The sequence below is a fragment of the Miniphocaeibacter halophilus genome (assembly GCF_016458825.1).
GTDB lineage: Bacteria > Bacillota > Clostridia > Tissierellales > Peptoniphilaceae > Miniphocaeibacter > Miniphocaeibacter halophilus.
Map to the genome: position 1 here is coordinate 340,570 of NZ_CP066744.1, position 14,071 is coordinate 354,640.

Genomic DNA, 14,071 nt, shown 5'->3' on the forward strand with positions numbered 1-14,071 from the left:
ATTATTAATATTATATTTATTTTATTTTTATATTGTTATATATTATTTATTAAAAATATAATTCATCAAAATATAACAAAAAAACGGCCAAGTATTAACTTGAACCGTTTTTAAAAATCTATTTATTTATTTCCCAGTAAATAGTCCACAACTACTTCCGGAACATTGTTTCCTCTAGACAATACTATTGGATAACCGTTCTTTGCTGCATATGGTGCTCCAACTATTGCATCTGGGAATACTTCTCCACTTGCTATTACGGTATGTTTTGGTTTTACATATACCTGTTCTGCCACCAATACTGATGTTTCATATCTGTCAGCACCAGCTATTCTATCTACTGCTGCAAATTTCTTAACTTCATTTGCTACCATATCTGACACTGAATTAACTCCACCACCTATAGTAACCTTACTTAGCTTCCAGTCTTTTATTGTTTTTGCTGTACTTGCCGGTAACTCCGTTGGTTTTGTTAACAGTATTGGCATGTTTTCTTCTACAGCCATAGATGTCATTGCTATAGCATCTGGGAAGTTGCTTCCGTCAACTAATATTGCCTCTGACTTTTTACCGGTTAATCCTCTTACTTGCTTTCCTACTAGTATTGCTGTATCATATCTGTCCGGTCCACCAATTCTTTCTATGGTGTAGCTAGATAATTCTTTTTCTACTTTTTCAGATATAGAATCTCTTCCACCTACTAGTATTACTTTACTTGCCCCAAGTCTATTTATTTCTGCTTTTACTTCTGCCGGAATAGCATCTTTTCTTGTTAACATTATTGGCGCATCTAATTTATTTGCAAGTACTGTTGCCGTTAATTCATCTGTATATTTTTCTCCACTTGCCAGTAATACCAACTTGGATTTACTATATGTTTCAGATACTTTTACCGATGTTTCATAACGATCTTTTCCATAAATTCTATTTAATTTAAATTTCTTCAATTGGTTTTCTATGTTTTCAGTTAAAGTATCTCTTCCACCTATTAGGGTTATTTCTTTTATTGTATTTGCTGGTTTTTCTGGCTTACTTGGATTTCCCGGTTCACTTGGCTCTGTTGGAACCGTTGGTTTCGTTGGTTCTGTAGGGTTTGTTGGGTTTGTAGGATTTGTTGGTTCACTTGGATTCGTTGTATCTGTTGAATCCTCCTCCCATTTTGCAAGTAATTTTAAATTTTCTGTAACTTTCAATTCAAAATCATATTTTGTTCCATCTTCTAAATACCAACCTTTAAAAATATATCCTTCTTTTGAAATATTTTCTTCGACAACTACATCACCTTTTTTTACTTCAACAACCTTTGTCTTCATTGTATCATCATCAAATACTCCACCCTTTGGTTCAAAGCTTACATATACTAGTCCCGGGCCTGAAGTATCGAGCTTCCATACAGCATAGACTCTTGTATCTTCTTCTATGGACGTAATTTCTGTGATTACCTTACTTTCGTCATTGTCTGTTTCCAAGGACCAACCTGCAAATGTATAGCCGGTCTTTTCTAGGTTCCCTTCATTTCCTTTTAAGGTTACCTTACTTCCCTTTTCATATTTTTCTTCATCTACTGGAACAACTCCTCCGGTGTTTCCATTTCCATTATAGCTAACTCTATATTTTGGAACCTCTTTCCATACGGCATAGACTGTTGTATTTTCATTTATACTTTCTATCTCAGTGATTACCTTACTTTCGTCATTGTCTGTTTCCAAGGACCAACCTGCAAATGTATAACCAGTCTTTTCTAGGTTCCCTTCATTTCCTTTTAAGGTTACCTTACTTCCCTTTTCATATTTTTCTTCATCTACTGGAACAACTCCTCCGGTGTTTCCATTTCCATCATAGCTAACTCTATGTTTTTCTTCCCATACGGCATATAAGGTAAAATTATCCTCTACATAGTATATTTCTTTACCAACTTCATAATCCGAGTCAGCTTCTACTGCGTCTGCCTTTGTAGACCAACCTAAAAACTTATAACCTTCCCTATTTGCTTTTAATGTTTCTTGTCCGTCTATTATATTGGTAATAGGTTCTGATACAGTTCCAATTGTATAATATTTTGTAATACTTTTTTCTATTTCATTACCGGATTCATCTAAGACCTTATCCTTTTCATAATAAATACTTCCGTCATATTCTTTTAAGTCAGGTAGAGAAAATTCACCACCATTAGCATCATATTTAATCCAGGACATTTCCACTGCCCCTTGATCCTTATATCTATTAAAATTTCTTTGGTCTTTTTCAGGAACTTTTTCCGTTCCAGTATAGGTATTATCTGCAATACTTTCCGGCTTTATTGGAATTGTCTGTATAATCTCATCATTAAATCCTGCTGTAATTTTAGATAGATTATCCTGTAGTACAGCTTCACTTACTCCTAAGATATCCTTTACAGTATAATTCGGTGTATCTCCCGGATCTCCCTTATCTACATTGACAACATTTACTCCACCGGCTACTTTCAACTGATTATTGGATATGTCCTTATAGTTAGATGTTTCATCTGGTACACCATTATTATAAACCCTGTTTCCTATAAATAAGGAATTGTATCTTGAAACTGAAGGTGTTGGAAAAAGCCCTGCTCCATGTAGCGCAATAGCTCCTCCTCTTTGCTCCGTAGTGGAGTTTTCATTTCCACTTTGATTTGCGACAAAAGTTGTACTATGAATTTTATTTATCATTTGTGAAGAACCACCATTTTTAAAATATTGAATAGCTCCTCCTGAATAACCTGCCCCATCTAAGCCGTAGGCCTTGTTGTTAACAAAGGTAGAGTTTTTTATATTTGTAATAAAACCGGGATTAAAAGTACCTTGAAACATAATGGCTCCACCATCATCATAGGCAATATTATTTGAAAATGTAGATTTATTAATATTAAATTCAGCACCATTTCGCCCGTCTAATACATATATGGCACCACCGTCATAGGTACTTCTTACCTTCTTACCTTCTCCATTACTTTGATTTTTATCAAAGACAGATTCGTTTATTTCTACCTTCCCATAAAAATAGTGCAGTGCTATAGCACCTCCACCGCCACCATAAATACTTGTATTATCACATTTATTAATATTATTTCTAAAAATGGTATTATTTATAGTAATATTGCCCGTATAGTTTTTCCCACTTAGGGCTCCACATTCATAGTTATCACCGGTTCCGATATTGTTTTCTATTGTAGAATTGTTTATGGTTAAATGGGAGTCCGACTTGGTCTCTCCAGCTCCTACAAATATAGCCGGTGCTGTATTTCTTGCTGTATTGTCATGAATATAAACCCTGTTAAGTTCCGTATGTGCATCAGGTCCTGTATTTACATTGATTGCTCCTACTGTGGAATTATATATTTCTACATTTTCCAGTATTAATTTACCATTTTCCGACTGATTCATTATTAATTTATGATTATATGCAACTTCTATATTAGTACCGTCTACCCTTAAATCTTTAATAGTTAAACTTCCGGTACCATCACCCTTGATTATAATATTTCCTTCTGTCCAAATTATATTTCCACAATCTACAGTTACTACGACATCAGGCATTTCTAAAACTACATTGCCTTGTTCAAAATTATCAGCTAGTTTTATAATATCTCCATTATTTGCTTCTGCTACTGCAGTCTGTAATTCTTCTACAGTACCTACTTCTTTGCTTTCTGCAAAGGATATATTTGTAAATATCATTATTAATATAATACTAAGCAAAAAAATGATTTTATTTTTATTTTTTATTGCTTCTAACAAAACTCGTCCTCCTTGACTTTTCGACATTTTAAAAAATAACTACCCCCTCCTAAAATAGTTTTATTCTTTCTTAAGATAAATACATTTAAATTTAATTCCTACAAATATTGTACGATTTGTAAAATTAAAAATAACTTATAACAAACATATAATATATTTAAAAAGATAAATATTTATAGCTTTATTATAAGTTATTACTGTTATATTGTAAATTAGAAATTATATATACATTACCAAATAATTCTTGACCAAGGTCTGTTGTTTTCCCAATTTAATTTTATTTTACAATTGTAAACTTCTGAAAGAATATCCTCTGAAATTATTTCTTCTTTCCTGCCTTTATATATTATTTTCCCACTTTCCATTATTGCAACATGGCTAATAGCCGGAAATATTTCTTCTATACTATGAGTTACATAGACTAAGGGTTTGTTGGTCTTTTCATATTTATCGTTTAATGTTTTTAACAAATATTCTCTAGATTTCAAGTCCAAACTAGCACAAGGTTCATCGAGAATCATTAGTTCCGGATTATTCATAAATGCTCTAGCTATTAAGGTTCTTCTTTGCTCCCCTTGTGATTGATTCAAAAAAGTCCCATCCTTTAAATACTCTAAATTAAAATCCTTTATTAACTGCCTGGCTATGATATAGTCTTCCGTCTCTAAGTCTTGGTATATACCTATGGTACTATATTTCCCACTTATTACTATTTCCTCTAGACTGTAGTAATTTAAAGTATTGTAAAAACTATACATAGTTGAAGATACAAAGCCTACTTTAGACTTTATTTTTTCCCAAGGATATTTTCCAAATGTTTTTTTAAACACCCTTAGTTCTCCTGATGTTGGGTGGGTAAATACCGGAACCATTCCAAGTAAGGTAGATTTACCTGAGCCATTAAGTCCAAGTAAGACCCATTTCTCTCCTTCGTTTATAGTCCAGTCTACTCCCCTTAGTATTTCCCTTCCATCCCTTCTAAATGTAATATTATCAAAAGCCAGTACTTCTCTTTTTTCCATTATATCCTTTCTGCTACTGCTGTACCTATTTCTGAACATTTAACATATTCTCCCTTAGGTTCTTTTATGTCTATAGTTCTTATTCCTTCTTCCAATACTTTTTCAACTGCATTTTCTATAGCTACAGCCTCCTCTTCTAAATCAAAAGAATATCTTAACATCATAGCAGCTGAAAGTATTGTAGCTAGCGGATTAGCAATGTCCTGCCCTGCAATGTCTGGAGCGGAACCATGTATTGGCTCATACATATGAATACCTATTTCGCTTATACTAGCAGATGGAAGCATTCCTATTGAACCTGTAATTTGACTGGACTCATCAGATAGAATATCTCCAAAAATATTATTTGTAAGTATTACATCAAATTGAGACGGATTTTTTATAAGTTGCATTGAAGCATTATCTACATACATAAAGTCAAGTTCGACTTCAGGGTAATCCTTTGACATTTCCTTTACGACTTCTCTCCACAACTTACTGGAGTCAAGTACATTTGCTTTGTCTACTAAGGTAACTTTTTTTCTTCTTTTCATGGCAGAGTCAAATGCCATTTTAGATATTCTCTTTATTTCATTTTCATTATATTTTTCAACATCATAGGCAGTTCTTACTCCATCTTCAACATATGTTTTTCTATCTCCGAAATATATTCCACCAATAAGTTCCCTTACTACTAAAATATCTACGCCCTTTTCTACTATATAATCCTTTAATGGTGATGCGGATTTTAATGCTTCATATATTGTTGCTGGTCTAAGATTAGCGTAGAGACCAAGTCCCTTTCTTAAAGCTAGCAATCCCTTTTCTGGTCTTAAATCCGGTTCTACACTATCCCATTTATCGCCACCAACTGCTCCTAGAAAAACCGCATCTGATGATTTACATATTTCCAAGGTTTCCTCCGGCAATGGAGTATGGTATTTGTCATAGGCTGCTCCACCTATTAAGGCATACTTATATTCAAATTTATGGCCGAATTTTTCTGCAACTCTATCTAAAACTTTTAAAGCTTCATCTACAATTTCAACACCTATTCCATCGCCTTTTGTAACTGCAATTGTCTTATTCATTTTGACCTCCCTGTCTAACATAGTTTACAAGTCCATCTGCTGCAATTATTTTTTCCATAAAGGCAGGAATTATTTGAGATTGATATTTTTCGTTTTTAGTATTGTTTGTTATAATGCCTGTTTTAAAATCAACATCAATGTCATCACCATTGTCTATTTTTTCCACTGCTTCTTCTGACTCTAAAATAGGCATTCCTATATTAAAAGAATTTCTGTAGAAGATTCTTGCATAATTTTTTGCAATTACCGCTTTTACTCCACTGGCCTTTATGGCTATTGGTGCATGTTCTCTTGAAGAACCACAGCCAAAATTATCTCCTGCTACTATAAAATCCCCTTCTTTTACTTCCTTATTAAAATTCTCATCTATATCTATCATACAGAACTTCGCCAGTTCTTTTGGATCTTGCGTATTTAAATAACGAGCTGGAATTATAACATCTGTATCTATATTGTCACCATATTTAAAAACTCTTCCCATTTTTTCCTCCTAATTACTTTCCGGTCCTGCTATTTTCCCTGCAATTGCTGAATATGCTGCAATAACAGGACTAGCTAAATATACTTCTGAACCCGTATGTCCCATTCTTCCTACAAAGTTTCTATTTGTAGTAGATACACATCTTTCACCATCGGCTAATATTCCCATATATCCACCTAAACAAGGTCCACAAGTCGGTGTACTAAAGACACATCCTGCATCTATAAAAATCTCTGCTAATCCTTCTTGAACACATTGTTTATAGATTTCCTGTGTTGCCGGAATTATAATACATCTTAAATCTTCAGCAATGGTTTTTCCCTTTAATATTTCTGCCGCCTCTCTCATATCTTTAATTCTACCATTTGTACAAGAGCCAATTACTACCTGTTGTATTTCAATATTACCAACTTCATCTATTGTTCTTGCATTTTCAGGTAAATGTGGAAAAGCAACTGTCATTTTTACTTCAGATAAATCTATATTATATACTTTTTCATATTCTGCATCGTCATCAGCATAAAACTCTTCCCAACTACTTACTCCATGTTCTTTCATATATTGTCTTGTTTTATCGTCAACCGGAAAAGTTCCGTTTTTTGCCCCAGCCTCTATTGCCATATTACAAATTGAAAATCTGTCATCCATTTCTATTGTTGAAGCACCTTCACCCATAAACTCCATGGATTTATATCTTGCTCCATCAACACCAATCATTCCTATTATATGAAGAATTAAATCCTTTCCTGTTACATATTGGTTTAATTTCCCTGTTAAATTAAATTTAATTGCCCCCGGAACTTTAAACCAAGCTTCTCCTGTTGCCATTCCTGCAGCCATATCTGTAGAACCTACTCCTGTAGAAAAAGCTCCTAATGCACCATAGGTACAGGTATGAGAGTCTGCACCAATTATTACATCACCGGCCTTAACTAAACCCTTTTCCGGTAGTAAGGCATGTTCTATTCCGGAACGTCCAACTTCAAAAAAGTTTTTTACTCCGTATTCTCTGGCAAATTCTTTACATTTTTTAGCTTGAGTTGCTGATTTTATATCTTTAGCAGGTACAAAATGGTCTAAAACTATAGCTATTTTTTCTTTATCAAAAACTCCACCATCTGTCATTTTATGAAATTCATTTATTGCTACCGGTGTTGTAATGTCATTACCAAGTACCATATCCAATTTCGCCATTATAAATTGATCTTTTTTAACTGACTCCAATCCTGCATGTTTTGCTAGAATTTTTTGTGTCATTGTCATTCCCATATTAAAATCCTCCTTATTTAAATTCCTTCTCCCTGCGCGTTTATTCTTTCCGTAAAGTATTCAACATGATTCATTGCATTTACATATGCTAAAATACTGGATTTAATAATATCATTTGAAATACCTTTACCGGTAAAAACTCTATCTCCCTTAGAAAGCTTTAATGAAGTTTCCCCTAAAGCATCTTTTCCTTTTGTTACTGAGTATATTGAAAAATCCTCTAATTTTATTTCCGAGCCAAATATTTTTCCTAAAGCGTCAAAAGCTGCGTCTATAGGTCCTTTTCCTGAACCGACAATTTCTATTTCCTCATCATCTTGTTTAATTTTTATAATTGTTTTAGATTCCTTACCTTCACTAGTAGCTGTAGAATAATCTACTAATTCATATTTTGAAATCATATTGGACATATCTCTAAGTATTAAGGCTTCTAAGTCTTGGTCATAAACAGTTTTCTTTTCATCGGCTAAGGTTTTAAACCTGTCAAATATATTATTTAATTCCTCATCTGAAACCCTGTATCCTAAATCCTCTAATCTGTCTTTCAAAGCATGTTTACCTGAATGTTTACCTAAAACCATGTTGTTTTTAGAAAGTCCTATTGATTCCGGAGTCATTATTTCATAGGTTTCTTTATTAGCTAATACTCCATGTTGATGTATTCCTGACTCATGGGCAAAGGCATTTACACCTACAATTGCTTTATTAGCCTGCACCTTAGCTCCTGTAATATTTTGTAGTAAATTAGAAGAACGCATTATTTCAGTAGTTACAATATTGGTGTCAACCTTGTAAACATCCTGTCTTACTTTTAAGTTCATAACAACTTCTTCCATAGCTGCATTACCTGCTCGTTCTCCTATACCATTAACAGTACATTCAACTTGAGTTGCTCCTGCCTTAATAGCTGCTAATGAATTTGCAACTGCAAGACCTAGGTCGTTATGGCAATGAACTGAAATATCTACCTTTTCCATTCCTCTTGTGTTTTCTTTTATGGCCTTTATAAATTCATAATACTCAAATGGATCTGCGTAACCTACTGTGTCCGGAATGTTAATTACTGTAGCTCCGGCATCAATAACAGCTTCAAATATTTTAGCCAAAAACTCCACTGATGTTCTAGTTGCATCTTCTGCTGAAAATTCAACATCATGACAGTATTTTTTAGCATGTCTTACAGCCTGAACAGCCCTTTCAATAGCTTGTTCTTCTGTCATTTTCAATTTATATTCCAAATGAATAGGCGAAGTTGCCAAGAAGGTATGAATTCTTGGATTATTAGCATCCTTGACCGCTCTCCACGCAGCATCAATATCCTTTTCTAAGGCTCTTGCTAAAGAAGCTACTATTGGTTTTTCTACAGTTTGAGCAATTCTTTTTACTGACTCAAAATCTCCCTTTGAAGAAATAGCAAAACCGGCTTCTATAATATCAACATTTAATCTTTCCAATTGCCTAGCCATTTGCAATTTTTCATTTAAATTCATACTACAACCAGGTGACTGTTCTCCATCTCTTAAAGTTGTATCAAATATCTTTATCATTTTTTCCTCCTACTAATACTTATTTATATAAAAAAATAATCCCTGTAAAATACAGGGACGAAATATTCGCGGTACCACACTGTTTGTCTATAATAAATAGACCACTTAAAATCTTAAGGCGACTAACCTTTCTTCCTACTTGATTCAAAAGAAATACTAGAAAATTAGTAATACTCTCTCCCAATTATTATCTTCCACCAAATGATAACTCTCTATAAATTTTTGTAGAATATGCTTTTTCATAACGTATATATTAAATTTTTTGTTCTTATGGTAACTTAGCGTTATAAATTTTTTTAACTATTATTGTCTCTTAACTACCTGCATATTAGAGATTTTAATTACGCTGGAGCTTGAAGCCCTAGTCAAAATCTTTGATTTTGCAACAGGTCTCATGCAATCTGTTGACCAAGTTTCACTTGGGTTCAACAGTCTGCTGACCTACTAACAATTTGCTTCGCTCATTGGGTTAGGTCATAGCCCGACTTTATCACCAAATCATAGATTTGGGAAGCGCTGGATCTGACCTACCTGCAATTCGCTTCGCTCATTGGGTTAGGTCATAATAAAAAAAACAGCATCCCTATATAATAGGACGCTGTTAACCGTGTTACCACCTAATTTGCATAAAACTATGCCACTCAAAAGTCTTTAACGAAACTACTCGTCATTTCTTACTAAACTCGGAAATGAAACTAGGAAACTAGAAGTAAAATTTTCCAACCTAGGTTTTCACCAACCACCTAGTCTCTACAGTCTTTCAATTTTACGCTTTTCCATAACGCTTTTAAAAAAATATTGAATATATATTATCACGTTAAAATAAAAAAGTAAAGCCTTTTCAATAAATTTCTTAATATAATTTAAAATACACACATTACCTATCTTACTTATAAAACAATATTTAAATTCAATAATAAAACGCTAATAATTATTTTATTAAACTTATACTATATTGTATAATATTTATAATAGGATTAGTCCTGTTGTACATATAAATACTAAGGAGGGATATTATGCAAGATGAAAACATTTTCTTAAAAGATATGAGTTGGCCAGAAATTAAGGATAGGTTAACTAAAACAGATATTGCAATAATACCGGCAGGCCAAACTGAACAACATGGTAAACATTTACCTATTAATGTTGACAATATAATCTGCACCGGTATAGCACAAAGAGTTGCAGAAGCCACATATGAAACTGCAAAACCCGTTGTTGCTCCAACAATTCCTTTTGGATATTCCGATATACCATATTTTAGAGATTATCCTGGAGTATTTTCTTTAAAACCTGAAACGTTAACTGATGTATATGAGCAAGTTGCTTTTTCTTTAGTAAGAATGGGTTTTAAAAAAATAATATTTATTAATGGTCATCATCCAAATCCACCTTTTATTCAAGAAGCAATGCGTAGAGTAACAAAAAAATCTGGAGCTTTTACAGCAATGGCTAATTTTTTTGAAATACCTCAAGAGGAAGTTTTAAAAATATTAGAAGAACAAGGACAACCTCCTGTTTGGGGACATGCTTGTCTGATAGAAACTTCTGTATCTGAAGTATTTGGAGCTAAAGTAAGAGAGGAGTTTGTTGAAGAATCCTATATGGGAGAATTCCCAAAGGAATTGAAAGATTATGTTCCTCTTGCACCAATTGGAATTAATGTTCAATCATACGAATATAATGACACTGCTAGAGCTTACTGGCCTGCAGACGGAAATGGTCCTATGGGAATTCCTGTTGGTCATTCAAAAGAAATAGGTGAAAGGGTTATAGCGGCTACTATTAATCCAATTGTTGAATTAGTAAATAGCATAGCTAGTTTGGAAGTTAAAATTCATGAAGAATATTTAGAAAAAAGACCTTTTTATTAAAAATCAATTTATTTAACTACATAAAAGCAAAACCTCTTTAGATTTTCTATTTATCTAAAGAGGTTTTATTTTTATCTATATATAATTTCCAACAATTGAGATTTTCTATCTAAATCCATTTCTTCTCTTTCAATTCTTTGTCCCATTTCTTCATCTATTTTCATTTTTATTTCACCGGACAAATTATTTTCTCCAAAAGGATAAACTGCATTATTTTCTTTATCTATATGACTTCTTAACAAGTTTACATAGGTCATAGTATTACCTATTATTTGAATCTTATCTCTATCATTTTTTTCTAATTTATAGTTATTTAAATACTTTTCCAATTCTAGAACATAGTACCTTGCCATTTGATGTTCTGTTAACATGCCGGTCCTAATTAACTTTTCTGCCGGTGCTCCAAGGTTGTCCATCATATATTTGAAAAGAATATCCTCTTCTTTTTTATGATGTGTTTCGTCAGCATATTTCCTAATAAATTCAATAGCTGCTCTAAAGAATTCATCATTAACTTCTTCCCCATTTAATATGGAAATACATTCATCTTCTAATCTGGTTACAAAAACCGATAATTCTTCATGTTCCTTCTTTAAATAATCAACTGTAAACATAATTAACCCCTAATTTCATAATAGTCTTTTGACAACTCACATAATTTGTAGTCGCTATTACTTAATACCCCGTTTATATATTCATTTCTCAAATCCCAATATAATTTTTCATTTTTATTCCAAAAATTTAAATGCATATCTGTAACAACTTTATATGAAATTAAGTTTTCCTTTTCTTCTATGATTCCTATTGCTTTATCGCAGGGCATACCATCTAAAAATTTAGAGTTTATTAGCTCATAAGCTTCTTTTGGGTTTCTATAATCTTTTTCTTCTTTCCCTAGTTTATACATAAGAAACCTTATTTCTTCAGTTAATAACGGATTCTCACTAATTAATTGACTTGTAACAAGAGCAAATTTCCTTTCAACTAATCCTACTCTTTCTTGCAACCATCCATGAATATTCTTTATATCAATAATATCTTCAAGATTTCCCTCTTCTAATACTCCTAATTCATTAGTATTGTCAACAATATAATTATAGCCATGAAGTTTTGCTATATTTAAAATTTTATCTACAATGAAGTTTTGAAATTGAATTTTTCTAAACATTTCATAATGAATAAAACCTAAAAAGCTACTCATTAACTGCCTCATTTATTCTTTTCATTAAAATATCTATGTCTATACCATGTACCATAGCAGCTTCCTCTAAACTTTCTGATTGAGAAGCAGGACATCCTAAACAATGCATTCCAATACCCATTAAAACAGGAATAGCTTGTGGATATAAACTAACAAGTTCACCTATTAACATGTTTTTATTAACTGTATTTGAACCCTTGTCTTTAAAGAAAATATCCATATCTTCCTCTACAGTTGTAATACCTGCAATGCCAAAGTTTTCAACTAGTACCTTAGCTACATTTTTAGATAAAAATCCAGGTAGAGTAGGTCCTAAATGTATATTCTTAACCCCTAAATATAATAAGGCTAAAAGAACTATTACGGCTTTTTGTTCATACCAGGCAATATTATATATTATTGGTAATTCATTAATATCATCTAGTTCAAATATTTCTTTTAATTTTAATGCAATAGCAACTAATGAATAGGAATCGTTACATTGTCCTGCATCTAGTACTCTTGGAATTCCACCAATATCGCCTAAGTTCAATTTATTATATCTATACTTTGCACAACCGGCAGTTAAAATTACACTATCTTTTGGTAGGGCTTTGGCAAATTCAGTATAATAACTTCTTCCTCTTTGTCTACCATCGCATCCTGCCATTACTACAAATTTTTTAATTGCTCCGGACTTAACAGCTTCTACAACTTTATCGGCAAGTTCAAATACTTGATTATGAGCAAATCCACCAATAATTTCACCTTTTTCTATTTCTGTAGGAGCCTTACATTTTTTAGCATGTTCAATTAACTCTGTAAAATCTTTTTCTTCACCTATATCGCCGGGTATGTGTTTACAACCTGGAAAACCTGCTGCTCCTGTTGTATAAACCCTATCTTTATAGCTGTCCTTTGGTGGAACAATACAATTTGTAGTCATTAAAATAGGTCCGTTAAATAATTCAAATTCCTCTTTTTGTTTCCACCATGCATTTCCATAATTTCCAACAAAATGAGAATACTTTTTAAACGCAGGGTAATAATTTGCAGGTAACATTTCAGAATGGGTATAGACATCTACACCTGTACCTTCAGTTTGTTCCAGTAGCATTTCCATATCCCTTAAATCGTGACCTGAAATTAAAATTCCCGGATTATTTCTTACTCCTATGTTCACCTTGGTAATTTCCGGATTTCCATAAGTTGAAGTATTGGCTTTATCCAACAAGGCCATTGCTTCAACTCCAAATTTACCTGTTTCCAAAGTTAAGTTTACTAAATCCTCTACAGTTAAAGAATTATCCAGCGTTAAAGATAAAGCTCTTTGGATAAATGCATTTATTTCTTCATTATTGGCTAATAATACTTCTGCATGTTTTGTATAGGCACTTAATCCCTTAACACCATATACAATTAACTCCCTTAAAGATCGTATATCTTCATCTTCCGTTGATAAAACACCAACTTTTCCACTTATTTCATTTAAGCTATTTAAATCCCTATCATTATAAAGAGCTGCCTTTGATAAATTTTCCTTGTTTTTTAAATTATTTAATAATTTATTCTTCTCATCTAAAGTCTTAAAAATTCTTTTATCTATAGCTTCTTCATCAAAATTTGCATTTGTAATAGTAACAAAAAGATTATAAGTAACCAATTGATTTATTTCCTTGGGAATGTCAAAGTCCTCTTCCCTTAATCTTGTAGCTATTTCTGAAATACCCTTTGTTAACCAAATTAACAAATCCTGTTTATTGGCAACATCTGAGTTTTTTCCACAGACTCCAACTTTAGTACATCCTTTATTTCCAGCTGTTTCCTGACATTGGAAACAAAACATTTTATTATCCATAAATATCCTCCTTAT

At 32.5% G+C, this 14,071-nt stretch carries 10 protein-coding genes and 2 other annotated features; of the genes, 1 reads left to right on the forward strand and 9 read right to left on the reverse strand.

All coding sequences use genetic code 11. The features are described 5' to 3' along the window. Positions 1-122 precede the first annotated feature (122 nt). The 6 genes from JFY71_RS11985 to JFY71_RS01620 form a co-directional block, all read right to left on the reverse strand. The gene (locus JFY71_RS11985) at positions 123-3,755 is read right to left on the reverse strand and encodes a cell wall-binding repeat-containing protein (RefSeq protein WP_263457744.1); all 3,633 of its coding nucleotides are present in this window, start codon (positions 3,753-3,755) and stop codon (positions 123-125) included. 230 nt (positions 3,756-3,985) lie between these two features. Continuing rightward, positions 3,986-4,777, reverse strand: coding sequence for an ABC transporter ATP-binding protein (locus JFY71_RS01600; RefSeq protein WP_243661304.1), 792 nt, complete (start codon positions 4,775-4,777; stop codon positions 3,986-3,988). Beyond that, entirely contained in the window at positions 4,777-5,847 is a 1,071-nt protein-coding gene (gene leuB / locus JFY71_RS01605; RefSeq protein WP_243661305.1) for a 3-isopropylmalate dehydrogenase, read from the reverse strand. The genes JFY71_RS01600 and leuB overlap by 1 nt, the downstream gene beginning before the upstream one ends. Further along, positions 5,840-6,328, reverse strand: coding sequence for a 3-isopropylmalate dehydratase small subunit (gene leuD, locus JFY71_RS01610; protein WP_243661306.1), 489 nt, complete (start codon positions 6,326-6,328; stop codon positions 5,840-5,842). Before leuD ends, leuB begins: the two co-directional genes overlap by 8 nt. 9 nt (positions 6,329-6,337) lie before the next feature. Then, on the reverse strand, positions 6,338-7,597 hold the full coding sequence (gene leuC / locus JFY71_RS01615; RefSeq protein WP_243661307.1) for a 3-isopropylmalate dehydratase large subunit: 1,260 nt from the start codon (positions 7,595-7,597) through the stop codon (positions 6,338-6,340). Between the two features lie 17 nt (positions 7,598-7,614). After that, positions 7,615-9,144: a 2-isopropylmalate synthase gene (locus JFY71_RS01620; protein WP_243661308.1), complete on the reverse strand. Its 1,530-nt coding sequence runs from the start codon at positions 9,142-9,144 to the stop codon at positions 7,615-7,617. 50 nt (positions 9,145-9,194) lie between these two features. Further along, positions 9,195-9,398: a binding site (T-box leader), on the reverse strand. A gap of 334 nt (positions 9,399-9,732) precedes the next feature. After that, positions 9,733-9,935 (reverse strand) — a binding site (T-box leader). A 225-nt stretch (positions 9,936-10,160) separates the two neighbouring features. Here JFY71_RS01620 and JFY71_RS01625 point away from each other — a divergent pair. Further along, positions 10,161-11,018: a creatininase family protein gene (locus JFY71_RS01625; protein WP_243661309.1), complete on the forward strand. Its 858-nt coding sequence runs from the start codon at positions 10,161-10,163 to the stop codon at positions 11,016-11,018. A 71-nt stretch (positions 11,019-11,089) separates the two neighbouring features. Here JFY71_RS01625 and JFY71_RS01630 read toward each other — a convergent pair whose 3' ends face one another. The 3 genes from JFY71_RS01630 to hcp are packed head-to-tail and all read right to left on the reverse strand — an operon-like array spanning position 11,090 to position 14,056. Continuing rightward, positions 11,090-11,632 (reverse strand): hemerythrin domain-containing protein, encoded by a 543-nt coding sequence (locus JFY71_RS01630; RefSeq protein ID WP_243661310.1) that lies wholly within the window; start codon positions 11,630-11,632, stop codon positions 11,090-11,092. A gap of 2 nt (positions 11,633-11,634) precedes the next feature. Then, the gene (locus JFY71_RS01635) at positions 11,635-12,219 is read right to left on the reverse strand and encodes a hypothetical protein (RefSeq protein WP_243661311.1); all 585 of its coding nucleotides are present in this window, start codon (positions 12,217-12,219) and stop codon (positions 11,635-11,637) included. Continuing rightward, on the reverse strand, positions 12,212-14,056 hold the full coding sequence (hcp, locus tag JFY71_RS01640; RefSeq protein ID WP_243661312.1) for a hydroxylamine reductase: 1,845 nt from the start codon (positions 14,054-14,056) through the stop codon (positions 12,212-12,214). The genes JFY71_RS01635 and hcp overlap by 8 nt, the downstream gene beginning before the upstream one ends. Positions 14,057-14,071 lie beyond the last annotated feature (15 nt).

Bases quoted from the DNA above. Each gene is read 5' to 3' on its own strand.
- leuD (WP_243661306.1), bottom strand. From the start codon at position 6,328: ATGGGAAGAGTTTTTAAATATGGTGACAATATAGATACAGATGTTATA.
- JFY71_RS01620 (WP_243661308.1), bottom strand. From the start codon at position 9,144: ATGATAAAGATATTTGATACAACTTTAAGAGATGGAGAACAGTCACCT.
- JFY71_RS01600 (WP_243661304.1), bottom strand. From the start codon at position 4,777: ATGGAAAAAAGAGAAGTACTGGCTTTTGATAATATTACATTTAGAAGG.
- leuB (WP_243661305.1), bottom strand. From the start codon at position 5,847: ATGAATAAGACAATTGCAGTTACAAAAGGCGATGGAATAGGTGTTGAA.
- JFY71_RS01625 (WP_243661309.1), top strand. From the start codon at position 10,161: ATGCAAGATGAAAACATTTTCTTAAAAGATATGAGTTGGCCAGAAATT.
- leuC (WP_243661307.1), bottom strand. From the start codon at position 7,597: ATGGGAATGACAATGACACAAAAAATTCTAGCAAAACATGCAGGATTG.
- hcp (WP_243661312.1), bottom strand. From the start codon at position 14,056: ATGGATAATAAAATGTTTTGTTTCCAATGTCAGGAAACAGCTGGAAAT.
- JFY71_RS01635 (WP_243661311.1), bottom strand. From the start codon at position 12,219: ATGAGTAGCTTTTTAGGTTTTATTCATTATGAAATGTTTAGAAAAATT.
- JFY71_RS01630 (WP_243661310.1), bottom strand. From the start codon at position 11,632: ATGTTTACAGTTGATTATTTAAAGAAGGAACATGAAGAATTATCGGTT.